Origin of the sequence: Bartonella sp. AC158YNML (genome assembly GCF_042196725.1) — a bacterium.
In the GTDB taxonomy this organism is placed as follows: domain Bacteria; phylum Pseudomonadota; class Alphaproteobacteria; order Rhizobiales; family Rhizobiaceae; genus Bartonella.
Window position 1 is genome coordinate 109,006 of the sequence record NZ_JBHIQU010000005.1, and the last position, 25,542, is coordinate 134,547.

Consider the following 25,542-nt stretch of genomic DNA (forward strand, 5'->3'; position numbering starts at 1 on the left):
TCTGATTTGTTGAACTCTTTCTAGAGTCTAAAACTTTCTCATTAAATCCTATAAGCTTAGCGGTTGCAAAAATTTAGGAAACAGCTTTGAGAAGGCTGGTGAAAAAACATCGTAAAAAGGGAAAAAACTTTCATAAAAAGATTTCGTGTCTGATGTCAAATTTCCATGGAAAGCAGGACATTAATACAGATCAGATGTTTCCAAGTATAGTGGGGGGAAGATATGAGTTGTAATGGATGTTTCCTTAGAAGAATCGAGAAAAATTTATCCTATAAGCAATAAGTTTTTGTGCACTCTTAAGAGAGATTTTTAAGAAAGCTGCCATTGCTCGAGAATAATGCTCTTTGAAAAAGGGGCGCTTTTATTGGATGAAAAAGGAATTCTTTATAAGCAGTTTTGCTTGAGGAATGAGGTCAAGGATGCATTGTGTGCGTAAAGGGAGCTCGTTTTATAAAAATGTAAAAGAGTAAATACGCAAAAGCGTAAAAACGTGTAACTGTAAAAAAGGAGATGGGGTTTTATGCTTTGTGTATGCTTTTATCATGGTATGGAATATGGAGAACTAGGGTGCGCGTTTGTGAATGAAACGGTGATCTGTGAAGTCAATAAGGGGTATTTGTTTGGCAAGAGGCTGGATTATAGTTTACAAACTGGTGCGGGATAGAAGATTTATCCAGTGGGGAGATCTGTTTTTTGAAGTGGAATTGTCGACTCGTACTTATAGGAATTTTTGCTCTTTTAGGTGTGGTGATCTGAAATCAATAAGAAAACCCGCTGGATAAGCTAGCTGGATTGTGAACAGATCAGTGTTTATTCAGTGGTGCATGGGGTGGTGATGTGGGCGTTTCGTTTGGTTTTTTTTCTGTAAATATAGAAAAGCGTAAAAACGGTGTCCGTAAAATGAAGCAGAGGATTTGGGCTTTATATGGGCTTTTACTTAATCAGAAATCAACCACAAGATTGCTTTTTGTTTTTTCGCTTCGAGTTCTCTAAAGTTTTTTAAAAGGGCGTGTTCTTTTTCGCTATAGGTGTCTTGATCATGGGGGAGAGCATTTTCCTTTGTGGGAATATCTGCTTTTATCGCAATATCGGCATAAAAAAGGTAATGGGAACTTTTAAGATGTTGGCAATTTCTTGTAAACGTTCTGCGCTTACACGATTGAAGCCTTTTTCGTATTTTTGGATTTGTTGAAAACTGACGCCTTCTAGAGAAGAAGCTGGACTGTTCACAAGAATGGCGCTGAATGGAGTCTTCGTCCTTTGAGGTGAGGGGTGGAAGTCAAAATTCACACTTTATTGTCGTAGGGCATTTATTTAAAATGCATGATTACGATCTGTAGAGGTTAATTCTTCATCAAAAAACTTTTTAGCTTGTTCTTCTTGTTTGGCTTGACGCTTTCCCTCTTCAGTTTTACCACAACCGGTAATACTAAATCCTACAGCTAATATAACTATGCATAATAAAATGGTTTTTTTCATTTTTACCCCTCTTTAAACATTGTATGTGTCAATATCATTACTCCAAGGTATGAGATGATTTATTGCGTTGGAATACAGATTGAATTATCGCGATCTTTTGTTTTTTATTAGCATTGTTAATGGGAAAATACGGAAACAGTTTATGGTAAATATCTTATAAATCTATCATAAGAGAGAATTAGAAGGAAAGAGCCAAAACCTAATATAAACGACCAAATTGCAATGCTTATTAGTGCTTTTGACAAACCCATTGATAATATCATAATAGGAACTGTAAGCAATCCTATAAACCCCATAATCACTATAATACTTAATATCAATCTTAAAGGACCACGAAGCCATAAAAGCAAAAGAACTAATGCCTTTTTGCTTGTTTGTAAGTTTGATATCATTTTCCCCTCACGCGCTTAAATTAAGATGGCTTATAATATATACAATACGAAAAATGATACAAGTCATATTTTTGTAAAGTCTTTGAGATCTGTTTGATATTCATTAGATGAGATATCTGACTTGGTAGAGGATGGCTCTATTTGACATTCTTCTAAAACAATTACTAAAGCACGATGATCTGTATGAGATAAATTAAAAACTGTTTGAATTCCATCAGCAAAGATTTCTATAAAATTTTCTTCATTTGTTTTTTCTATCACATGAATTGTAAGTATGACCTCTGTTCTATTTGTATCAGAGTTGATAAGTTTTGTTGTGTAATGGATGTTTTCACAATCTTATTATCGGCCACAATTTCAGATTTTTTGAAAAAAAGATTTTTAACGGTAAAGATTTTTGCTTTCGCAAGTTTATTTTATCCATTGAATTTTTATCCTATCATGCTGTCAAACACTGCTCTTTGAGGGGCGGTGATTGTGGGGCATTATAATTTAATAAGGCGTTTCTTGCGCCCGTGGGGGATGAATATTTTAGGGCTGAATTGGAAAGTTTGATAAAACACTATGCTTTGAGAGATAGTAATAATCATATGAAATAATGAGCAATAGGATTCGCTAAACAATAAGCTGGATTGTTGACAGATCAGCGTTTACAGAGCTGCGTGGGGTGTGGTTGGGAGGTTTCGTTTGGTTTTTTTCTGTAAATATAGAAAAGCGTAAAAATGGTATCCGTAAAATGAAGCAGAGGATTTGGGCTTTATATGGGCTTTTACTTAATCAGAAATCAACCACAAGATTGCTTTTTGTTTTTTCGGTTTGAGTTCTCTAAAGTTTTTTAAAAGGGCGTGTTCTTTTTCGCTATAGGTGTCTTGATCGTGGTGTGAGAGATTTTCCTTTGTGGGAATATCTGCTGTTAAAAGGTCTGCATAAAAAAAGTTCATAGGAACCTCTAGTTTTTTGGCAATTTCGAGCAAACACCCCGCGCTTACACGATTTAAACCTTTTTCGTATTTCTGGATTTGTTGGAAACTGACACCTAAATGGCTTCCTAATTCCTTTTGAGAAAGCCCCATTGAAATGCGTCTGTGACGGATTCTTTTGCCTATTGAAATATCATTGAAATGTGAATTTTTAGTTTGCACTTCAAGCTCCCCTCCGGTTGCGAGCGCCCTCGCATGAGTATTCCGGGAGGTTGAAAATACTGACACTCGGATCAGCTTTTTGCTTTTAGTGCTGAAAAGCACTTGGACATAGCAAAAACTCCCGGAATTCCGGGATATCCGCAAAGCGGGATAAATTTATGTACCGAGCGTTCGGGTTTTCAACTCCCTATTTGACCGTTGCGTGGACGATCAAAAACACAAGCCTATCAGTAAAGTAGTTTCGGAAGATTGGCAAGAACAATTAAAATGTTTGCTGTACGGTTATACTGTAAAATAGGGATGTTTGGGGGCGGTAATCTGATGTTAGTAGGGGAATTTATTGGGTAAGAGGTTGGATTATAGTTTAAAACCGGTGCGGGGTGGAAGCTTTATTTAGCAGAGGAAAATTTGCTTTTTGAAGTCGAATTGTAGATCAGAGTTTATCTGGCGTGTTTGATGAAACACCATTCTTTGAAGTGTGAGATAGCCATATGAAATAATCAGCAGGGGAATCCGTTAGAGTGAGAAGCTGAGTTGTTGACAAATCCGTGTTTACAGAGCTGCGTGGGGTGGTGATGTGGGCGTTTCATTTGGTTTTTTTCTGTAAAGATGGAAAAGCGTAAAAACGTGTATCTGTAAAATTATGCGGAGGATTTGGGCTTTATGTGGGTTCTTGTCTTTTAGGGTGTGGTCTCATTTTTTATTGTTGATGGCTTGTTAAATTTTGTTGCTGATTTTCATGTCATTTTTTGTGTTTGAAGTATTGGTTTTTCTTTAGTTGGAAGGAACATGATGATGGTAGATGAACATTGTCTTCCCTTACGTCGAAAAGGGCGTAAAAAAACAACTTTGAATAAAACAACAAAGCGATTTAATGAAGCTCTTTTGACAGCCGCTGAGCAGGCTGGATATCACTATGGTGAGGATGGGCTGGTGTCTTATCTTCAATATCATGCGTTGAATAATCCTGTTCCTTTTTTTTCGCTGCTGGCAAAAGTCTTGCCTCTTCAGGTTACGGGAGAAGCAGGGGGAGATGTTAAAACAGTTTCGCGTATTGAGATTGTGCCAGTGAAGCCCAAAAATACTGAACCGGAGAAGCCTGATCCTTTGGTTATTGAGGCTTGAAGCTACGAGAAAATATTGGGTTGGGCATATGATGTTTAAGGGATATTGTCTTTGAACGGGGATGCTAGGTGTTTGTCTGAAAGCTTATGATTGAAATTGCGGTGAGGGGCTGAGTGCTTTAGGCGTGTGAGCTGTGAAGTTGTTGGGCTTTGGTGGGGGATGCATGAGGACGTGGACTGGAGGAGACTTCGGTGCATATGGTGTTTTTTGGGGTATATGGTGTCTGGGGTGGTCTGTGTGAAGCGGCGAGGGCAAGATGCTTTTATGGCGATGTGTGAGGGGCGCGATACCTGAAAGATGTTGGGGAGTGCTTGATGATATTTGCTGTTTTGGATTTCTGGTGAAGGTTTGGTCTTTTCTCGTTATTGAAATGGGGGAGATGTTAAAGCAGTTTCGCGTATTGAGATTGTACCAGTGAAGCCCAAAAATACTGAACCGGAGAAGTGTGATACCTCGATAACTGAGGTTTGTGATATTGAAAAATGTTAGGTTGAGGTGGATGATGTGGGGTGATGTCTTGGAAGGGGGATGCTTTAGTGATTGCCTATCTTGAGGGGATTGAAGCGGAGGCTATCGCGCTTGTAGGCGCTCGTGATACTGGGAAGGGGCTTTGGTGAATGATGCCGTAAGGGCCCGTGTGCTGGAGGGTTTGGTGCAGGGTATTTGTGTGGTGGATATGGAACAGTGTTTTGATGGGTGAGGGGCATGAAACTTGAGAGAAGTGTTATGCTTGCGGGATGCATGTGTTTTGGTGGGGGGTATCTTGGGGGATAAAGTGTGAGGATTGGTGATGCTTGAGAGGCATGGTCTTGGAGGATGTTGGGCTTTGGATATGCCTGAGAGCGTGTGCTGAGGCTATGATTTGGGGGGATACTGTGCTTGTGGTTGGGGGATGACAGGCGCGGTGTTTGAGGGGTGTGTTGGGGAAATAGGGACCTTTGGGGAGATAATGATCTTTGGGGGGATAAGGACGTTGGGGCATATAGGTGGAGTCAAGGGGATCTCATGTAAAAAAGTGAAATTTATTGAACATGTGCGATGAAGAAAAGATAAAGCGCTGCTTTTGAGAAGGGCGTTTTTCGTTCAATTGCTCTGGGATAATGAAACTTGGGATAAGCAAAAGGGTGCAGCGCAATTATTGCTAAAGTATGAAAATTTATAATGACAACGGTTCAGAAAATTTCTCAAAAAATTGAGCAGAAAACGGCTCAAGTAGCTCTTATTCCAAAGCTTATTCCTGTTTTTACTGGAAATGCCGATGTGCGAGCCGCTTGGGGAGGACGCGGTTCTGGAAAAACACGTTCTTTTGCTTTGATGTCGGCCGTGGTGGGATATCGCCATGGAATGGCTGGAGAACGCGGTATTATCCTTTGTGCAAGGCAATTTCAAAATTCTCTTAATGAAAGTTCGTTGGAAGAAATTAAACGCGCTATCGAAGCTTATTCTTTTTTACAAGACTATTATGAAATCGGCGATAAATATATTAAGTCAAAAGATGGACGGATTGTCTATGTCTTTGCTGGGCTTGATCGCAATATCGCAAGCATTAAATCAATGGGGCGCGTCTTCCTTTGTTGGGTGGATGAGGCGGAGCCCGTGACAGAAACTGCTTGGCAAACACTTATTCCAACTTTGCGCGAAGAAGGAAAAGATTGGAATGCAGAATTATGGGTGACATGGAACCCATGTCATGAAAATGCACCCGTGGAAAAACGTTTCCGAAATGTCGATAATCCTCATATCAAAGGGGTGGAAATCAATTGGCGCGATAATCCGCAATTTCCTGAAAAACTCAATCGTGATCGAATGGACGATTTACAGCAAAGACCAGAGCAGTATAACCATATTTGGGAAGGAGAATATCTCCAAGCTGTGCAAGGCGCTTATTATCAGAAATGTCTGCTCGAAGCCGAGATGGAAGGGCGGATTACCACTGTTCCACGGGACCCTTTGATGCAGGTGAGAATCTTTTGGGATATTGGGGGAACAGGCGCAAAGGCCGATGCTACCGCATTGTGGGTGGCGCAGTTTGTTGGAAGGGAAATCCGAGTGCTTGATTATTATGAAGCCCAAGGACAACCTCTCTCAGAGCATGTGGGGTGGGTCTTTCAAAAGGGATATGATAAGGCTCTTATGGTCTTGCCTCATGATGGCGCAACAAAAGATCGTGTCTATAATGTGAGTTTTGAAAGTGCTCTTCAACAAGCTGGTTTTCAAACCAAAATAATTCCTAATCAAGGAACAGGCGCTGTTAAAATGCGTATCGAAGCCGTAAGGCGGTTGTTTCCTGCACTATGGTTTAATCGTGAAACAACATCTGCGGGGAGAAAAGCGCTCGCCTGGTATCATGAAAAGCGTGATGAACAGCGCAATATTGGTCTAGGGGCTGAACATGATTGGGCTAGCCATGGGGCCGATGCCTTTGGACTGATGTGTGTGGCTTATGAACAACCAAATGCTAGAGTGCGAAAAAAAACTTATCGCTCTTCTCACCATTCTCAAACTTCATGGATGGCTTTTTAATGAATATGTCTACAAATTCTTCTTTTGATCAAATCGAAACGCTTGAAAATCAAGCTCTCTTTAAAAAACTCGTGGGTTGGTATCAGGATGATATTACCCATGTCGAAAAATGGCGAAAAAATGCCCAAGAAGATTACGATTTTTATAATGGGCGGCAATGGAATGAGCAAGACCTTGCCGTCTTGCACGAACAAAACAGACCGGTGATGACTTTTAACCGTATTGCACCTTTAATTAATGCTGTGATCGGTGCTGAGCGCAATAATAAAAGACAAGTCCAATTTATTCCACGACAAGAAGGTGCAGCTTTTGCTAATCAGATTCTAACAGGAGCAGCCGAATGGTTTCGCGATGAAGCCGACGGCGAATACGAAGATTCCGATGCCTTTCAAGATGCAATTATTTGCGGCATGGGCTGGACAGATACACGCCTTGATTATGAACAAGATCCACAAGGAAAACCAATCATTGCGCGGCTGGACCCTATGAAAATGGTGTGGGATGCAAGTGCTGTTAAGTCTAATCTCATTGATGCTCAACGCTTATGGTATATTGATGAAAAACCTCTTGCCGTAGCGCAGCAAATGTTTCCAAATGTTCATTGGAGCGATCTTCATGCTGATTGGGTGAAACATCAGAGCTTTTTACAGCCAACCAGCAATGGGATAACACAAAGTTATCAGGTAGAGGGAGAAGAGACAAGCTGTTATCAACGTCCTAAAATGGTGACATTGGCAGAATGTCGCTGGTTTGAACGCGAGGTGGTTTATAAAGTCCTTGAGCCGCAAAGTGGAAAATTTATCGATTATTCAGAGCAGGATTTCCAAAATTTAAGCAAAACCTTTCCTCATATTCAAGCAACAAAGTTGACCAAAAAAATTGTCAAACGGGCATTTTTGGGCAGAAAGCTGCTCGAAGCGCCTGATAAGCCCTTGGTTCCACCCAATCAATTGGGATGGGAGTGTATTACCGGTACTTTTGATAAGTTAAGCCGACAGTTTTACGGAATTGTTAAGCCAACAAAAGATCCGCAACGGTGGGCAAACAAATATTTTAGTCAAGTAATGCATTTGCTCAATAGCCAATCAAAAGGCGGCATTATGGCAGAACGCGATGCTTTTGATGATGATCGACAAGCCGTCGAGAGTTGGGCTAGAGCCGATAGTATTACTTGGTTGAAAAGTGGGGCTGTCTCTGGCGGAAGAATCCAGCCTAAACCCGTGGCGCAATTTCCGCAAGGTTTTTTTCAATTGTTTAATGAAGCAAAGAGTGCTCTCGAACAGGTGACGGGATTGTCTTCTGAATTTATTGGGACGCGAGCTGTCAATCAGCCTGGCATTCTTGAACAACAACGGCGACAATCGTCACTTAATCTTTTGGCTTCCTTTTTTGATGGGTTGCGTCGATATCGGCAACGACAGGGAAAAATTATTCTCTATCTTATTCAAAATTATCTCTCCGATGGGCGGTTGGTCCGTATTGCCGGGGATGAAAATGCTCAATATGTTCCACTGACACGCGAAATGGTGACAAGTTTGGAATATGATATTGTCGTGGATGATGCGCCAACAAGTCTTAATGAAAAAGAGCGTACTTTTGCATTGATCATGCAATTGCTTCCTTTGATGCAAAATTTTGCAACGCCAGAGATTATGCTCGATCTTTTACGCTATTCGCCTTTACCCGCTTCACTCATTCATAAAATCGCTATAAAGGCGCAAAACGCTCTCCAAGAAGAGCAAAATGCCTCAGCACAGATGGGGGGTAATGTGGGAACAGAGCAGATAATGCAGATGTTGCAGACAGTAAAGGCTCAACAATAGGACGCTTTGTCATGCGCGACTTCTGATAAATTCCATCTACCAGAAATTGCTTATCGATACAATTTCCATAGCATAATGTCGTCTTCCTTTATCTTCGAAGAGCTGTTTTATGGGACTATTCCTGTTGGGGAAAACAGGGTGGAGAGGGAGTCTTGCCGTTATGTGGGGTGAACATGGTGGGGAATGGTGGAGCCCAAGTGATGGGAGAGCATTGAGGGAATAAATGCTCACAGGCTGTTTTATCTGAAAAATTTAATTTTATTGTTAAAAAAAAGAAAAGGCTAATGTCATGGATCAAGAACACTTAACGCCGGCAGAACAAAACCAATTAAAACAAGATTTTCTGGTCTCAACACAAGAGGGAGAAGATGGTGAAATTGCAAGAGAAGAAAAAACTCTTGAAGATAATTTCCAAGGGCAAACGCATCAAAAACAGTCCTCTTCGCAAAAGGTAGAAAAAGAGGTTCAAGGAGGAGAAGATGTTCCACCAGATCCACAAAAAGACTTTATGGGCTATATGCAATGGTTGGGAAAAACACTCCAAAAACAAGGGCTTTTACATGAAAAACCCCAAGATAAACCGACTGTTTGTGAAGCAGAACAGTTGCACGCATTCTATCAACAGTCTGTTGCCAGTGTTAAACAAAAACATCATGATTTTGATCAAGCCGCCGATTTTATTTATGAAACGCGGGCTAAACAGTTGGCTGCTTGTGCTTCGCTCTATCCTGAGATGGCAGATCCCCAAAATATTGATGCGATAATTGGTGATGAGTTGAAGCAGATCTTGCGCGATTGTGCGCAAAAAAATCAAAACCCTGCTGAAGTGATTTACACGATTGCACAAAAAATTGGCTACACAAATGTTCCCAATAACATGGATGAAAATTTACAGGAAAGACACAATTCTGCGCGTACTCTTGCTGCTTATAACGGTTTAACGCCAAATGGGCCGATTTCTTTGGATATGCTTGATAAAATGTCAGAAGCAGAATTTAGCGCTTGGGTTGCTGATCCTAAAAATAAAGCTGCTTTTAATCGTTTAATGGGGGGAAGAGAATTTTAAAAACAAAAATGTGGCAGGGTCTTTTGCGGGAACGTGGAGCGGCTTTTGGGGCGTGAAGGTGGCAGGCGTTTTTTGAGGGAACAGGGGCGGGGGGAGTGGGGATTTCTCAAAGCACGGATGCGGTGAGGAGAGCTCTTATAAGGAGGAGGCAGACGCTAACAGAAATTAGATAAAACTCACGAACAAACTATTCACCATTTGAAATAAAATGTGGTGTTTTAACAACCGGCGCTTTGCCGGGTTTTTTATGTCAATAAAACTTTTAGAGGACAAAATGACTGTAACTTATATCGGACTTAATGACCCAATGGCAGTGCGCACATGGTCTAAATTATTAAACCAAGAAGTCTCAAAAGCACTTCCAATTGCACCGTTGATTGGAAATGATTCAAACAGTATCGTACAATTAAAGGATGAAACCACGAAAGCAAGTGGGGATGCCATTAGCTTTAATTTGCGTGTGCAGTTGCTAGGCGATGGGGTGAGTGAAGGGCAGACATTGGAAGGCAATGAAGAAGCTTTACAGTTTCTCAATGATCGCTTGGCAATTAATGAACTCGTTCATGCTGTGCGTGTCAAAAATGAGGGAACAATTGATCAGCAACGAATTCTCCATGATTTGCGCACCGAGGCAAAAAATGGTTTGGTTGATTGGTATGCAGATCGTCTGAGTATGATGTTCTTCATTCAAGTGTGTGGTTATACCGCAAAAGCTATTAACTTTGAGGGACGTACGATTACTCTTAAACCTGTCCATTATGGGTTTAATGCGCCAACGGCACCAACCAATAAACGCGTGGTACGTCCTAACGATAAAGCAAAAGATGAGGACTTAAAAGAAGGCGATGTTTTTGATCTTAAGCTCATTGATAAAGCTGTCGAACGGGCTAAATTGGCAAATCCTAAAATTAGACCTGTGCGGATTGATGGCGAAAATGTCTATGTGCTGTATCTGCACCCAACCCAAGTGACGCAATTGCGAACTAATACAGATGCGGGGCAATGGCTCGACATTACTAAGGCAATCTATAGTGGAAGTCGTATCAAAAATCCGCTCTATGATGGGTCTTTGGGCATGTATAATGGTGTGGTTTTACGCGAAGCTGAACATATTACCGAAGGGGTTGAATCTGGGACGGCAAATAAAGCTGTACCAAATGTGCGGCGGGCTGTTCTGCTTGGTGCGCAGAGTGCTGTGATTGCTTTTGGTAAAGATCGAGGAGCAACACGCTATAAATTGGTGGAAGAACTCTTCGACTATGAAAGAGAATTCGGGGTCGCGGCAAAAACCATTATCGGTATGAAAAAAACTTGCTTTACCTTGCCAGGAAGTACGCAAGGGGCTCAGGATTTTGGCACTATCGTCATCCCAACTTATGGAGCGCCCGCTTAAAGCGAATGTTTGCTCTCTTCCCCCAACAAGAGGGATCTGTTGGGGGAAAAATTTAAAATGCTTCCAGAAACAAGGACAGGCTTATGACCACTTTATCCACTGATCCCCAAAATCTAAACCTTACACATTCAGACCATTCTAAAACTTTTGCTTATATGGTCGCGCTTATTCAAGATGAAATTGACGATACAACAGCGGAATATTCCCTGCAAATTCAAGATTCAATTTTTACGGCTTTGCGTTTGTGTGAACGCGAACCCTTTTTCTTTAATGAAAAAAGAGAAAGGACGTTTAAAACACAAAGTGGTAAAACATGGTATGGGCAAGAAGAGGGAATTTGTATTAAATCAGAAAAGGTTTTAGAGAGCGTCTTTTTAGCAACAAACGATGAAACACCAACAAAATTGTTTTTTAAGCCCTTGGAAGTGTTGCATCAACAATATGGCGCGCATCCTGTACTGGGAACGCCATTCTTTTATACGTACCTTGATCAAAAAATAGGTCTCTTTCCAACACCAGAACATGTGGAAACCGTAAAGCTCTCGTATGCTCCTATTCATATTGCGGATGAACAGCTGAGAGAAGATGATAATCCTTGGTTGCTTCATGCTTTTGATCTTATTAAAGCGCGGGCAAAATATGAATTGTATAAAAATATCCTTAAAGATCCTGAATATGCCGCCGTTTCTTTCAGAGATTTTCAAGAACAGCTTCAAGCTTTGCGTATTGAAACATCGCGTCGAAAAGGTTCTTCAAAAATTCGTCCAATGCGTTTTTAAAAGGCTTTTTTCGAAATCGTTTATGGCGGGCGTTGAAGGTTGGTTTGTCCTTTATGGTTGGATGCGCGTTGGGTGTTGATGGTGAAGCGCTGGTGTTTGGCGTTGGGCTCCACCATTCTTTATGGTCACATTTTGCTCGATAAATGAGACAGCCTGAGGTTGTGTATTATGGTACTTTATGTCCTTAGAGTTTTGTTCTAAGGGCTTTTATGGTTAGTTTTATCAATAAGCCTTGGTGTTTTGAATGGCACTGGGCTCTTTTAGAGATTTTATGAAGGGTTTTAAGGCTCTTTCCCAATCATGGGGATTGGTGACGACGGTTGGTTTTGGTTAGGCGCTGGTGGATGGCGTTGGGCTCCACCATTCTTTATGGTCACATTTTGCTCGATGAATTAAACAACTTGAGGTTGTTTATTTTCTTGCATTTTATGCCTTTAGAGTTTTGTTCTAAGGGCTTTTATAGTTTTTATCAATAAGCCTTGGTGTCTTGAATGGCACTGGGCTCTTCAAAGATTTTATGGGGGCCTTAATGGCTTTTTCCCCCGTCATTGTGGGTGATTGCGGGCAGTTGATTTTGGTTTGGCGCTGGTGGATGGCGTTGGGGTGGCTATTATTGATGGTATCGTTTTTTTGATGCATTAAACAACCTAAGGTTGTTTATTTTCTTAAATTTTATGCCTTTAGAGTTTTGTTCTAAGGGCTTTTGTAGTTTTTTTATTATTAATAAGCCTTGGTGTCTTGAATGGCACTGGGCTCTTCAAAGATTTTATGGGGGTCTTGATGGCTTTTTTCCCAATCGCTGATTATCGACCCGATGTGGCGGATATCAATGGAATTTTTACTGATGAACTTGTTAATGTGCTTCCAGCTGATGGCTCCTATATTCCTATGCCAAGTTTTGAACCTTTATCAGAGCCTTGTCCGGAGCCAATTTTAGGCGCTCTTGCGGTTAAAACAAAAAATGGGGTTTCTATTATTGCTGGGACAAGAGAAAAAATCTACTTGCTTGATAATACAACAATGAAGTGGAGGGATATTAGCCAAAAAGGAAAATCTTATCTTGCTAATATCGATGCTCCGTGGTCTTTTGCTTTGTTTGGTGATTTGATCATTGCTGTTAATGCCAATGATAGACCACAAGTGATCGATATTAACCATGATAAAACATTTAGAAATTTGGGAGGTAATCCGCCACAGGCGGGGATTGTTCGAATCTGGGGAGATTTCGTTTGTTTGATGAAATTAACCGAAAATCCAAGACGGGTTCATTGGTCTGGATTGAATGATGCTGAATTTTGGACCGTGGGGAAAAAAAGTTGTGATTATCAAGATTTTCCTGATGGCGGATTCGTCCAAGGGGCAACCGAGACAACAAATCCAATTATCTTTATGCGTTCTGCAATCTATGCCGGTTCTTTTATCCCTGGATCAAAGATTATTTTTAGTTTCCAAAAAATCCACGATAAACGAGGCGCTAAAAATGCTGAATCAATCGTTTGTCGGGGCGATTTAGCATTCTTTGCCGATGAGGGCGGTTTTTATCAAATAACAAATGAGGGACAGATTATCCCTATTGGGTTCGAAAAAGTGGATCGAACGATGACAGCAAAATCAAGGAAGGATAATCTGTACACCCTGTCGGCTGCTATCGATGGGGTGTATAATCGTGTTTATTGGATGGTTGATTCTGATGAGAACATTCATAAACGGATCTTGCTCATTTATGATTGGGGATTGCAAAAATGGACAAAAGCTCTCGTCGATATCAAAATGATATTGCCTATTTTCTTAGCCGGAACAACTCTAGAAGGTCTTGATTTTGTGACTAAGAATATTGACGATTTGTCCTTTTCTCTTGATAGTAAAGTGTGGAGAAATGAATCACCTATGCTGGGGGCATTTGATCAACAGGGCAGACTGGGGTCGTTTTCTGGGTGTCCTATGGCTTGTGTGGTGATATCACAAGAAATGGGACAGACAAATGGCATGATAACACGCGTGAAAAATATTATGCCTCAGGTCAATAGTGGAAAGTTTTATTTATCTGTGGGAATGCGCTTTCGACAATCTCTTGAAGAGGAAACTGTTTGGTTGCCAGAAAAACAACCCTCTTATAATACTGGACAAATTCATTGTCGCGCAAGGGCACGGTTTTATCGCTTTAAATTGCGTATTCCTGAAGGGGTGAATTGGACTCATGTCACCGGATTTGATGTGGAATTGACGTCTGCCGGCATGCGATAGGCATGCCCTTTTATAATACCATGCGATAGGCATGCCCTTTTATAATACCATGCGATAGGTTCAAAGCCTCTATTATTAAAGAACAAATGCCCCATAGGCTTCCCAAGCCTTTATAAACAAAGGCACAATGCGATAAGCCGTGTCTTTATAGTATGAAGAACAATGTGGTGCGTTATGTTTCATGCTTTTCTGCAATAAAGGAAAAATAGGCTGCACCATGGTTTCTATAAAGTAGGAATGGCGTATTCCCTATTTCTTGTTACAAGGGATGATGGGGAATTCTTTTTTGTTGTGGTGTCTCTCTTCTTCTTTTTGAAAGTTGTGCGGTAAGCACGAACGCGTGAAGTACGTATGGGGATGCGTATTGCTCAAAGAGGGGGTGACAAAGCTAAAAGAGCCCAAATTATGATGCTTGAGAGTCAAGATTTATATTCTGCTCATCTGACAGAGCAGTGGCCATGGGAAAAAATAGCTCCCTATCAAGAGGCATTCAATGCTGCATTGAAAAAATATGCGCAGCGCTTTCCGGATGATGTTTGTCTGGAAAAAATTGCTGAAGAAATCGCTACAGGACAAGCACAATTGTGGCTGGTCTTAAAAAATAAAATCCAATTTAGTGCTTTTGCAATTACCAAAGTTGAAATAACCCATACGGGAAAAAAATGCGTCGTTCTCTCAGATCTTGCGGGAGAGGGAGGGCTGAAATTGGTCAAGTTGATTGATGAAGTCGAAAAATGGGCGCGAACAATCAATGCGGACGAAATGCACATGTTTGGAAGAACTGGATGGGCGAAAAAGCTCGCTCATCACGGATATTCTCGTAATCTTATTCAATATAGAAAGGTTCTGGGTTCATGAGTAGAAAAAAAACACCTCAAGTACAGACAACAACACAAACAAATGCACCACCCGCTTGGGCCGCTGATATTCTTAAACAAGCCAGTGCTAACGCGCTTGGACTTTATAATAAAGGAATTGGCGGAAACGTTTATCAGGGAGAGAGAGTTGCCGGTCTTAGCGATATGACAAAAAATGCGCTAACTGGTTTACAACAAGCAGCAGGGCTCTATAATAATCCAACGGTAACGCAATGGTTGAATGCACCAACCAACAGCGCTACAAATCTTTCCGGTATGGCTAAGGGAAGCTGGATTGGAAGCAATAGTAAATTTAATACTGCATTGCAAAATGCTCTGAATAAAACTTCTGATGCGATTAATCAATCTATGTCTGGGGCAGGACGTTATGGTTCTGGCGCTCATACTGGTGTGCTGGCCGATGAGTTAGGCGCCTTGGCAACAAATGCTGCGGTACAGCAGTATAATCAAGATATTAATAATATGATGAACGCGAACCAGATGATTGATCGCTCTCAGCAGGATCAGGTTAATGCAGCAAATAGCTATTATCAAGGACAGAGTAATGCGCAAAGCAATGCTTTGAAAGGAGGAATGATTCAAGATATGAATCGTCAAAATGTCTTAGATGCGGAGCGCCAAAAATGGTCAGAAAAAGATAATCAAGATTGGAATCGCTTAGAACGCTTGTTACAGGTAGGAACACAGGCCGCTGGAAATTACGGAACAACTTCAGGAAAATCTACAACAATACCTTCTGTGACAAAAGATCCGTTGCGTGATGCGCAGCAAGTGCTTGGATTGGTCGGAGGAATTTTAGGGCTTTGTGATGTGAGAGCAAAAGAAAATATTATCCCTGTGGGGCAGAAAAAGGGATATCCACTTTATACCTTTAATTATAAAGGAAATCCACAACGTTATCAGGGCGTTATGGCGCAAGATGTGTTGCGTGTGAAGCCTGAAGCTGTTTATGTCAATGCAAAAACAAAGTTATTGCATGTTGATTATGACAAAATAGGTTTGAAAATGGAAAAAGTGAAAATGGAAAAAATACCGGCATCTAAAAATAAAGTTGCGGCTTTCTTTTCTTCATTTTTTGCTCGTTTTCCCTTTTTGAAAAAAGAGTATCTTCTATGAGTTCGATTTATGATTGGTCAATTGTTGCATCAGAAAATGCTTATGCCGATGAAAGTATAAACTGGGCAGAAGGGCAACCGCCAAGCACAGTCAATGATAGTGCTCGCGCTATGATGCAACGCATCAAAGAATATTTGTTGGATAATGGGGGCGGGATTGAAACACAGTTTACTGTCGATGTGGAAAACGAGAGGACATCACTTCGTTTGGCAACAAAGTCTTTTTTTGAGACTTATATGGATGGCATTGTTGTGCGCTTTAAAGCACAAGGCGTCAATAGAGGAAAGACAAATATTTCTTTGAATCAATTACTTCCAAGACCAACTTATATGGCAACGCCAGAGGGTATCATGCCTTTAAAAGGGGAGGAAATTCAAAAGGGGGGGCTTTATGAAGTCGTCTATACGCATGATATTGCCGGAAAAAATGCTGATGGCTGGTTTTTAACCAATCCTACTATAAAACTTCCTGAAATCCCTCCCTTTCCTCCTTTGCCTGAAACTTTTTCTTCTGGATTTATTGGGACTTTTGCTACAGAAAAAATACCCTCTGGATGGTTACTCTGTGATGGTAAAGAATATTCGCGAAGGAACTATGCTAATCTCTTTGCTGTTTTGGGAGAAACATGGGGAAAAGGAGATGGGAGAACAACATTCAATGTTCCCGATTTGCGTGGAATGTTTTTACGAGGGCTCGATAGTGGAAAAGCAATTGATAAAGGACGTCGCTTGGGAAGTCGACAAGAAGAGTCTTTTAAATCTCATACCCATGAAGGAAAAACAGATTCAACAGGTAACCACCAGCATAGTTACCCCATGATTGAAAAGGTAGTTTGGGATATGAATCACGGTGAATATTATAGAAATCTGGCTCAAATTTACAATAAAAATTTGTTGACAGGTCCTGCGGGAGAGCATGAACATAAGGTCTTGTTGCAAAAAACAGGGGGAGATGAAACACGTCCTGTCAATGTGGCGGTGGTTTATGCTGTCAAAGCCTGAGAATGAAAGCTGTGTGAGAGAAAGATAAAAATGCTTGCAAAATGTTTGTTATGAAAAAAGTCTTATAGAATATATTGTGCAGAAAGTTTTGAGGCGCTTTAGAAAAAAACTCAACTCTCTTTATTCTTTTATTTTTTGTGCTGCCTTTGTTGGATGCCTAAAGGTGAGTTTACCTATTGTTCTTTAGAGGATCAAGACAGTGATTATTAAAGGTAGGGAAAGAACAAAAAACTTTCTTTATTCATGGCGTTTTTTGCTGAGGAATAAAGATTTTATCCCAAATGCCTCTCTCTTGTGGTATCGTGATCCATTGTTTCAAGTGCTGGGTTTAAACCGCTGCTGTGCGATGACAAAAAGTCCCTAGATAATTTTATCCTATTATAGCGTAAAGTACCGTCATTAAAACACTATTATTGAAGGTGGTGATATCAGTAAGATAGCTTAAAGTATTTAATACATTAGCAACTGTTCTGGGGAGGATTTGCTTGGTTAAGTATTATGCAAGTGAATCATATAAATAATGAGCAGATATGGAGCTCCTTCAGAGGAGTTGGATTGTTTACAAACCGATGTGGGGCTAAAACCTTTGTCCTTTGAGGGTGGTGGGAAGAGGTCAACGGATATGTTTATTTAAAGCGAGAAAAGGCAAAATGAAGCACTCCCTTTTTTGGCAAAGCATGTAGGAAAAAAGGCTCCTCTTTGCTTTCAAAATGGGTGTACTGTTGGCTAGAAGCAGCAGGTTGGTGATGCGTTGTAACGTATGGTGAGGCATTGAACTCTCTGAGATGGCATTTTGTGCTTATCAGGAAACTTCTTGAAACAGGATGAGAGTGATACGAGAAAATCTGTAAGACAATAGTTTGTTCCGTTGTGTTGTAAAATACCATTGTTTGAGATGCGGTTAAAATTTTATGCATAGGGTGTTTTTCGTCTGTGAGTATTCCTAAAGCAGTGTTTTTTTTGTAGAGTAACTCTAAATAGGGATACATTACAAAGAGGCATTTGAAGGGGAAAGCCAAGTTAAATCTGTTAGATAAGAAGCCAGATTGTTTACAAACTATTGTTTATTGATTGGCATTATTTAAAGACCGGTGTGGGCTTTGTCCTTTGGGGAAAGGTTGACACAGCATGCAAGGTAAAAATTTTCGATGAGGAAATTTTTTTTAAAAGCCTTTCATATGGTTGTCTGAGGTTGTCTGAGGTTTCTTAAAGAACCGTGCAAAGAGAAAAGATATTCAAATGCTCAACGGCTGTTTAGCTTATTAAAAAGGGGGATATAATGGCACTTTTTCCATTTTCTATTGCTGATATTGATGATCCTGAATGTATTCGTGTCGTTCTTTATGCTAGCGGAAGAATGGGACATGCTCCTTTAAACGCATTGTTGAAGAAAGCATATGAAGATATTACAAAAATTTCAAAGCGTGTGGATGCTTTAGAAAAAAAATTAAATGCTCTAGATCTTACCAATGTCGAACAAAAGGCGAAAGAAGAGGATCAAGATAATATCAATAGTATTGTTAGCGGTAAAATAACTATCCCCAATATTAAGACGGAGACATCAGAAATTAAAATAGAATCATCTTTTGTGGATAGGGAAAATTTTGTTTCAGAAATACAGAAGGTACCAGAAATACACATCAATGCTCATGAAGGTTTCATAATTCATCCTCCTAAAAAATTTCTTTTTTAGTTTTAAGAAGAAAAATAGAAAAGAGTGATTGGTCGCAATGAAAATGCATTTGTTGAAGTTATATATCAGATAAACTTTTCCTATTTATATTTTCGGTGGGTCTTGGAATTGCACCCTGTTTGAGATGTTTTTAAAAAGGTAAAAATTTATTAAAAGAAAAACATATTTCACAAATAGAGAAAGATTGTTGTAGGGAAGTTTATCATGCGTTGTTGGAGAAATTAGGGCGCATTATTAAAATCTATGGGCAAGCCTTTAAAGCCTACAAAGAAAGAAGTCTTGCCTCAGCAGAAACGCATGGCAAAAAAATTGCAAAAAATAAAATCTTGCAACACTTTGAAAAAGCTTTTGGATAGGGCGTTTGATGATCGTAAATCTATAAGAAATTTACTGTTTTTACGCTTTTTTAAAGAGAAAAGTAGCCGTTTGTCGCCTTTTTAATTGCTCAAAAGCCTCATAAAAAAGAAAGTGTATTTGCCAAAATAGATTAAAGCGGGGGAGAATATCTATCATTGAACTTTCTTATAAAAAAGAAAAATGATGGCTTGTTGGAGAAGGCTTGAGGGCTAAAGGTGTGCTTGTTTTTTTATCAGACAGTGGACTACAAGTGCTTGTTTATTTGTCTTATCTTGTGATGCTGTAAAATTATGCCATAAAACACCCTCCTTTGAGGTGTGGTGATATTAAGTTTTCTTGATACAAGTGTTTTTTGGGCGTGCTGAATATTCAGGAGGGCATATTTTCGGACTTGAAGTTTAAGGGAATCACATGCGTGGGAAGCTAAATGAACCCCGCTAGAATCCGGACTATTGATAGATCTGATTGGCTGAAAAATCTTCATTTTTTGAAGTGGTGGACGCATGTCAAGAAAAACCAGATTTTACAAATGTAAAAGAACGGGGTTTATTATAGCGATGTACTTAAACTATACGTTTGCTCTTGGATTATATTGAGATAAAGATACGAAAGTGTTTTGATTTATTTGATACGTTTTGATTTTAGAAAGATCGTTATTACAAAAGACTCCTTTCAATACGAAGGCATTATGCTTGATATGGTTAAAGCCATAAGAGAGGCAAGAAGCTTTTTTCATTTAAATGAATGAAATAAAAAAAGGCTGTTATCCCTCATTATTTATATTCTTTTTGGATAAGTTTTATAAATATAATTAAAAAGCTTGCAATATTATACGTTTTGTGTATAAGTATTCATTATTAATTTCTTTTGTATTTTATTTAGTTATATCTCTATTCATGAGCCGCGTCATTTAAAGGCGCGGCTTTTTTATTGTCTAGAAGCCAAGGGTGCTATGTCGTTGTCATTGAGGTGGCTTTGGATATTATTCTCATCATTATATTTTGTGTGTTCTTGTTGTTGTGAAATCTCTAAATTCTTATGCGTTTTTTATTCCAATAGGGAATCAAAGCAAAAATGTGGGGGCAGTTTTCGTTTCTTTGCATTGATTATCATGGGGACTGTGGAAGAGTAAAAAATAATTTTGTTACCCTTTGATGGAGAGAGATAAGGGGGCGATGCGTAAAATGCGGGCGCACGCGAGGGAGTCTTCTCATCAATGCCAGATGATCCAAAATGCATAGTGTCTTTAACAGGGTTTGTAGAAATCAATCAGAAAAACCATTTTTTCTTCGTGTAACCTTTTACATTAATAATCTCTTCCGGTTGTCACCACTGCCCTTTGAGGGGCAGTGGTATAAGGCGTGTAAGATTTTATACATGAGGTGTTTGTGTGGGGTGAATATGAGGGACGTTTTTTCTGTAGGGACTCATGTAAATGCACATGAGAGTTTTTTGTTCGGTGTGTAATGACTATGGGGAGGTGGCACGTTTTTGTCCATAACGCCTTATGAAATATCGCTTGTTGAGGGATGGTGATAGAGATCACATGCGTGGGAAATCCAAGAGAAAAAGCCTAAGGGAGGAAGAGCCTTAAGGGGAAGTCAAGGGGGAGCCCCAAGGAGAAAGATAAGTAGATTTCTCCTTAAGAGTAGCTTCATTGTTTACAGATCAGTATGGATAAAGAATCTTTGTCTTTTAAAGAGGGTGGGAGAAAATGATAATCTCTCTTTTTTCATAAAGGGGATGAGAAAAGTTTTTCACAAGAATTTTATACGATAAAAGAGAGCCTTTTTATATAAGTGTATTGATCGTTTGCCGTTATAACTTGTATTATGTACACAGATACTTCTATCATTTTTTGCTGTAAAAGCTTCTTTAGGGATGTTAAAGGATATAGTCTTTATGGAAAAAAGAATTCGCGCAAGGCAAAATGCTTATTTCAAAAGATTGTATCGCAAGATTGCTTTTGTTTGCATGATACTTTTTTGTATAGTGATTTTGTGTTTTGCTGTTGCAAAGGCAGTCAGTTATTTTTCTTCTCATCAAAAAATAACAGAACAAGCGTCTGTTGAATTGGCTATTCCTGTCTTTGATCTGCGTGTGTATTGCAAGGAAATTTCTGCTTCCGTTATGCCCGAGATGAAAAAAGAAGTTTATCAGCACTGCCTTAATTTAGAAAGTGAAGCCTATTTTGCTATTCGTGAAATGTGGGATAAGCTTTCTGATACTGCGAAAAAACAATGTTTGATGATGGTACGGCCGGGGGATGGAAATTATTTTCTCTTACGAGATTGTTTTCTCAATGAAAGAGAGAATAAACAAGGTAAAAGGCGCAATTACTTTTAAGTTTTTATACGGAAAGTTAAAAGATTGCGAAATTGGATGAAAAGATAAAAATTCCTGATTATTACCTGTCTCTATACCAAGAGAAGAGTGATTTATTTATCTTGTTGTACCGCACTTTCTTTAATATGCAATGAATTGATTTATGTGGATAATTTAGCGATATTCATATTGAATTAGAGACCTGAATAACGTAAGGTTCTCTTATTTCAAACTTGTTTATCTTAAAAACAATCAGAATCACTTGCTTTTTCGTTATAAGTGAGGCTGGTGTGTGGTAAAATTGTATAAGATAAGGATTAAAAATGCCTATAATGAACCATCCTAAGGTGCCAAGGGCTATAGCAACACCTACGAGCTGGCAAATATAATGACGGTGTGGAGACATAAGGCATGTATACCTTCTTGAAATATTGGAGTGTTCGTGCGTGGTGAATCTTCGTCGATTTATTGAATCTTTCGTTTAAATGAATCACATGTGTGGGAAGCCAAGGAGAACGTGTTTGATAAAGAGTTCGGATTGTTTATAGACCGACGTTGGTTAAGAGGCTGCGTCCTTTGAGGGCAGGAGTCAATAAACATGAACAAACAAGAAAGAAATCTTTCTTTGAAAGGCTATAAATATTCAAGGCTACTCTATACGTCAAATGCTATGCTGCGGTTATATATGCTGGGTTTACAAATGTGCTTGTTTTGTAATTTCGATTTTCTTATTAGAAAATAGAGGAGAGGGAATCCGTTATGCTCTTCTTAATTTGTAAACTTTAAAGGACCATTTTTGGGGGGAAGAATCTGATTTTTAGAGCAGTGTGACATATGGGGCGTTTTTTCTCATAAATTGCTGTTTTTTATATTTAAATATTTAGCTTTTAGGCTCAATTTGTTGTCAATCAAACGATTTGATTCCTTTAAAAGTTTCATGGGATTAAAACAAAAAGGGATCATATCGTTGGTCTTTTTTGGAAAGAAGATTGATTTCTTAGTCATTATAGGGCTTGAATAATGCTTCATCTTAATCTATCTATAAAAATTAAGAGGTTTTGTGAGGCGGTCGTGGATTATCGCTCGCCAGGGGTTGCTTTAGCAGTGAAAAGAGGCTATATATCATCAAATCAAGAGGTTCGTGCAGTGACTCGTTGGGATATAAGTGCTTGTGAGTTAAAGGCATGAGGGGGAAGAGAATATCGGCGTTTTTAGGAGCGGTGGTTTTAAAACAGAAAAGGGTGGCTTTTATATTTTCTGATGGGGTTTCTCCTTTGTCAGCTATGGTGTATGTGTGTTCTCCTTTTTGTTTTCCACAAGATAATTATTTTTTTAGTGAAATATGGTTTATTTTAAAAAAAACACTTGGCATTTTACGTGAACATCACTAGTTTTCTGCTGGTTGACAGAAAAAAAGGGAATTTTTGATTTACGATTTCCCTGCTGTTTTGTGATTTTCAAAAAAAATATGTTTTTATCAATATCAGTAGGGTTCATTTGAGTGAAATAAACACGGATAGCTTGATAACCGTATGGTAAATGTAATCAGTATTATCAAAAATAGTGCAATGAAGAAGAGTCAATCAAGATATACACTCCAAAAAAGGGATAAAAATGAGGCCACAACAAAATAGACGGGTACGCGGTCGCAATAATAACAATAATGGTAATAATAATCGTCGCGGTCCTAACCCGTTGTCTCGTAATTATGAAAGTAGCGGTCCGGATGTTAAAATTCGCGGAAATGCTCAGCAAATTGCCGATAAATACATAAGCCTTGCACGTGATGCACAAGGTGCTGGTGATCGTGTTATGTCAGAGAACTATCTACAACATGCAGAACACTATTTGCGTATTATTTTAGCGGCAGCGGGGCAAATGTCTCAATCTATTCGGTGTGATGAGAATCGTGATGAAAACAACGAGCAAGAGTACAGCGAAATAAACACTGAAGGTGAAAAAAAAGATGCTGTCGAGTGCAAGACAAGTGATACAGATATATTACAAGATGTATTACAGATGCCGTCGCAAAAGAATGGGAATGGCCGATATGCCAAAGCGCAAAATGGGGATGCGCGTGAAAATGCTTTAGAGGCTCTATCGGATGAGAAAACGGATCAAGAGCACTGTCGCTCTGAGGAAAAGGTTGAACCTGTCAAAAAAACGCGTCGTTCTCTCCGTCGACGTACTGTTCGGACTCAAGACGAATCATCTCTTGAGCTTTCACTTGCAACGTCAGAAAGCTCTAGCAATGGGGATGCATCAACATCAACAGAAGAGGTTTCTTCTTTGCCTGGATTAGGTGAGGGGATACAGAGAAAAATCCGCCGTCGTCGTGTGGTGACACCTTCAGCAGAGGAAAATGTTTAAACCTCAAGAATGCTGTGTAAGCGCTTGTGGTGATGTTGTTGGTATGCATGATGGTCAATTGTATATGCTCAAGCCTCTTGTACTTTTTTGAATTTTCATGGTTAATATCGGAAACTGAAAAGGGAGTCGGCAGAAAAGCTTGTCTCTTTACTGGGCAATAGGTAAAGGGGATACAGAGGAAACCATATCTGTGTATTTTTTAGAGGCGTTCTTTTCTGAAGAACTGATTTCTTTGTTTATTCGCACCTGTGTTTGATATCTCTCAATGTATTCAAGACCATTTCGTGACGGTACCCATGAATGCTGTAATATCAGCCATGTTTGCTTAATAAAAGGTGCAAGTTGGGCATTATTGCTTTCATTATCAATGTTGCAAGCTTTTCTTTTGGCTTTTGAAATCGTTTATAAGAGGTATTTTTATTCATGTACTTTTTGCTGTGATGTGTGAGGAAATGATTTTAATGAACTTCATCCATGAATAGAGTTGAAATGAGAGAATCTTACGGTATTTGAGGCGCTCGTTTGGCCTGAAAATAAATGGTTCTTATAAATCAATATGTTGAATTGTTGTACTCAAGAAGGTGTATTCCTCACACGTTCATTTGAGTTTTTGTAGGAAATATCCGTTTTCTTAAGAATGAGGATGCATTGACTAAAAGGTTGCTCCTTCATCTCAATGAGGTGAGGGGATATAGAGAAAAATCTGCCGTTGTCCAAGTGGTCGCATCTTGAAGCCGAGGAAAATGTTTAAATCTTCAGGGGTGCTATGTAAGCGCTTGTGGTGATGTTGATTTGCTTAATGAGGCATGGTCGTTGATATTTCTTGTGTTGTTTCAACAGAAAGAACGGAGACCAGTGCACCGGTGTGGTAATTGTAAATCATAAATTTTGTTTGTCCATCAGGGGTTAAAATTTTCAGTACAATATTGTGTTCTGAGAGGCTTTGCGACAAAATTTGTGTTTTTTCCGGTAAGGAGAGCGTATGATGGATAACGTGTGGATTTTTGCTGAGAGAGGAAGATAGCTCTGTTTGTTTTGGCGCTGATCCGGTTGCGATAACTTTATAAACAATTAAAAATAGTACGGTCAGAATAAGGAAGAGCGTTATTAAAACGGAAATAATCATTAAACCCATAAGTTTTTTTCTCACCCGTTCTACAGCAGGATCTAAGGGGAGATCTTGAGGCAGAGAAATTTGCTCTGCGTGATGGTCATTTGAAGGGGGCATAGGCGTATTATCCATCATGTCTTTCATTGATTATTTTTTGAGATTTGATTGGGTTTATGCTTTTAAAATTTTTTGTGCAAGAGGTTTGTGAAGGAAGAACGGACAAGGGGAAGCGAAGTTGGTAAAATGTCTTGTTTGTGGTCTTTGGGTTTCTTGTCATTGACGTTTTGACTTTTAAGCAGGAAATTTCCATGGTTTGTTACAGACCAGATCAATTTTACTTCTTGTTGATGTAAATTGGGGTGTACGTTTATGCATTGGGCAAAAATTTGTTGTCCATAAAAGGCAAATTTTTTTGTGGATGGTACCATGGCTTGTTCACATGCTTGAGCTGTTGGGTAAGTTTTAACCATTGTATTGTTTGAATAGCAACTGTTAAAATCATCCGTACATGAAACCAATAAGAGGATAAAAACAAGGGGATTCATAAATTATTTTCCAAATGAGTGGTTGACAGTGTGAACTCCAATTTGTCAGCCTAGGGGCTTCTTCATTGTTAAACATTTTCAAAGTTTTTTAGTTCCCAAGTGCAGTTCCCAAGTGCAGTTCCCAAGTGCAGTTCCCAAGTGCAGTTCCCAAGTGCAGTTCCCAAGTGCAGTTCCCAAGTG

The 25,542-nt window shown here is 39.4% G+C and carries 20 protein-coding genes and 1 pseudogene; 15 read left to right on the forward strand and 6 right to left on the reverse strand.

Going from position 1 to position 25,542, the window contains the following annotated elements; genetic code table 11:
* Window positions 1-520: 520 nt before the first annotated feature.
* Window positions 521-664 carry a hypothetical protein gene (locus ACFIM1_RS04435; protein WP_375609344.1) on the forward strand — a complete coding sequence of 48 codons (144 nt, stop codon included), beginning with the start codon at window positions 521-523 and terminating at the stop codon, window positions 662-664.
* 273 nt (window positions 665-937) lie between these two features.
* On the opposite strand, the pseudogene ACFIM1_RS04440 reads toward ACFIM1_RS04435, so the two are convergent.
* The 4 genes and pseudogenes from ACFIM1_RS04440 to ACFIM1_RS04455 form a co-directional block, all read right to left on the reverse strand.
* A pseudogene (locus ACFIM1_RS04440) lies at window positions 938-1,236 on the reverse strand (helix-turn-helix domain-containing protein).
* A gap of 78 nt (window positions 1,237-1,314) precedes the next feature.
* Window positions 1,315-1,479: a hypothetical protein gene (locus ACFIM1_RS04445; protein ID WP_375608190.1), complete on the reverse strand. Its 165-nt coding sequence runs from the start codon at window positions 1,477-1,479 to the stop codon at window positions 1,315-1,317.
* 455 nt (window positions 1,480-1,934) lie between these two features.
* On the reverse strand, window positions 1,935-2,132 hold the full coding sequence (locus tag ACFIM1_RS04450; protein ID WP_375609345.1) for a hypothetical protein: 198 nt from the start codon (window positions 2,130-2,132) through the stop codon (window positions 1,935-1,937).
* Between the two features lie 512 nt (window positions 2,133-2,644).
* The gene (locus ACFIM1_RS04455; RefSeq protein WP_375607028.1) at window positions 2,645-3,013 is read right to left on the reverse strand and encodes a helix-turn-helix domain-containing protein; all 369 of its coding nucleotides are present in this window, start codon (window positions 3,011-3,013) and stop codon (window positions 2,645-2,647) included.
* Between the two features lie 795 nt (window positions 3,014-3,808).
* Here ACFIM1_RS04455 and ACFIM1_RS04460 point away from each other — a divergent pair.
* From ACFIM1_RS04460 to ACFIM1_RS04525, 14 genes are all read left to right on the forward strand, one after another.
* Window positions 3,809-4,138, forward strand: a complete 330-nt coding sequence (locus tag ACFIM1_RS04460) for a hypothetical protein (protein WP_375609355.1) — start codon at window positions 3,809-3,811, stop codon at window positions 4,136-4,138.
* A 1,161-nt stretch (window positions 4,139-5,299) separates the two neighbouring features.
* On the forward strand, window positions 5,300-6,661 hold the full coding sequence (locus tag ACFIM1_RS04465) for a PBSX family phage terminase large subunit (protein ID WP_375607027.1): 1,362 nt from the start codon (window positions 5,300-5,302) through the stop codon (window positions 6,659-6,661).
* Complete coding sequence (locus ACFIM1_RS04470) at window positions 6,661-8,484, forward strand: portal protein (protein WP_375609346.1); 1,824 nt, start codon at window positions 6,661-6,663, stop codon at window positions 8,482-8,484. Before ACFIM1_RS04465 ends, ACFIM1_RS04470 begins: the two co-directional genes overlap by 1 nt.
* Before the next feature lie 289 nt (window positions 8,485-8,773).
* Window positions 8,774-9,550, forward strand: coding sequence for a hypothetical protein (locus tag ACFIM1_RS04475; RefSeq protein WP_375609347.1), 777 nt, complete (start codon window positions 8,774-8,776; stop codon window positions 9,548-9,550).
* 274 nt (window positions 9,551-9,824) lie between these two features.
* Entirely contained in the window at window positions 9,825-10,943 is a 1,119-nt protein-coding gene (locus ACFIM1_RS04480) for a N4-gp56 family major capsid protein (RefSeq protein WP_375607024.1), read from the forward strand.
* A gap of 83 nt (window positions 10,944-11,026) precedes the next feature.
* Window positions 11,027-11,722, forward strand: a complete 696-nt coding sequence (locus ACFIM1_RS04485; protein WP_375607023.1) for a hypothetical protein — start codon at window positions 11,027-11,029, stop codon at window positions 11,720-11,722.
* A gap of 780 nt (window positions 11,723-12,502) precedes the next feature.
* Complete coding sequence (locus ACFIM1_RS04490; RefSeq protein WP_375607022.1) at window positions 12,503-13,966, forward strand: hypothetical protein; 1,464 nt, start codon at window positions 12,503-12,505, stop codon at window positions 13,964-13,966.
* A 405-nt stretch (window positions 13,967-14,371) separates the two neighbouring features.
* The gene (locus ACFIM1_RS04495) at window positions 14,372-14,824 is read left to right on the forward strand and encodes a hypothetical protein (protein WP_375609348.1); all 453 of its coding nucleotides are present in this window, start codon (window positions 14,372-14,374) and stop codon (window positions 14,822-14,824) included.
* A complete protein-coding gene (locus ACFIM1_RS04500; protein ID WP_375609349.1) occupies window positions 14,821-15,960 on the forward strand; it encodes a tail fiber domain-containing protein in 1,140 nt (379 codons plus the stop codon). Before ACFIM1_RS04495 ends, ACFIM1_RS04500 begins: the two co-directional genes overlap by 4 nt.
* Complete coding sequence (locus ACFIM1_RS04505) at window positions 15,957-16,961, forward strand: phage tail protein (RefSeq protein WP_375609350.1); 1,005 nt, start codon at window positions 15,957-15,959, stop codon at window positions 16,959-16,961. The genes ACFIM1_RS04500 and ACFIM1_RS04505 overlap by 4 nt, the downstream gene beginning before the upstream one ends.
* A gap of 1,279 nt (window positions 16,962-18,240) precedes the next feature.
* Window positions 18,241-18,654, forward strand: coding sequence for a hypothetical protein (locus ACFIM1_RS04510; RefSeq protein WP_375608195.1), 414 nt, complete (start codon window positions 18,241-18,243; stop codon window positions 18,652-18,654).
* A gap of 209 nt (window positions 18,655-18,863) precedes the next feature.
* The gene (locus ACFIM1_RS04515) at window positions 18,864-19,010 is read left to right on the forward strand and encodes a hypothetical protein (RefSeq protein ID WP_375608196.1); all 147 of its coding nucleotides are present in this window, start codon (window positions 18,864-18,866) and stop codon (window positions 19,008-19,010) included.
* 1,903 nt (window positions 19,011-20,913) lie between these two features.
* A complete protein-coding gene (locus ACFIM1_RS04520) occupies window positions 20,914-21,357 on the forward strand; it encodes a hypothetical protein (RefSeq protein ID WP_375608197.1) in 444 nt (147 codons plus the stop codon).
* A 1,593-nt stretch (window positions 21,358-22,950) separates the two neighbouring features.
* The gene (locus ACFIM1_RS04525; RefSeq protein ID WP_375609351.1) at window positions 22,951-23,706 is read left to right on the forward strand and encodes a DUF4167 domain-containing protein; all 756 of its coding nucleotides are present in this window, start codon (window positions 22,951-22,953) and stop codon (window positions 23,704-23,706) included.
* Between the two features lie 796 nt (window positions 23,707-24,502).
* Here the strand turns inward: ACFIM1_RS04525 and ACFIM1_RS04530 are convergent.
* Both ACFIM1_RS04530 and ACFIM1_RS04535 read right to left on the reverse strand, forming a co-directional pair.
* A complete protein-coding gene (locus tag ACFIM1_RS04530) occupies window positions 24,503-24,952 on the reverse strand; it encodes a hypothetical protein (protein WP_375608199.1) in 450 nt (149 codons plus the stop codon).
* Between the two features lie 44 nt (window positions 24,953-24,996).
* Window positions 24,997-25,362, reverse strand: coding sequence for a hypothetical protein (locus tag ACFIM1_RS04535; protein ID WP_375609352.1), 366 nt, complete (start codon window positions 25,360-25,362; stop codon window positions 24,997-24,999).
* Between the last annotated feature and the right edge of the window lie 180 nt (window positions 25,363-25,542).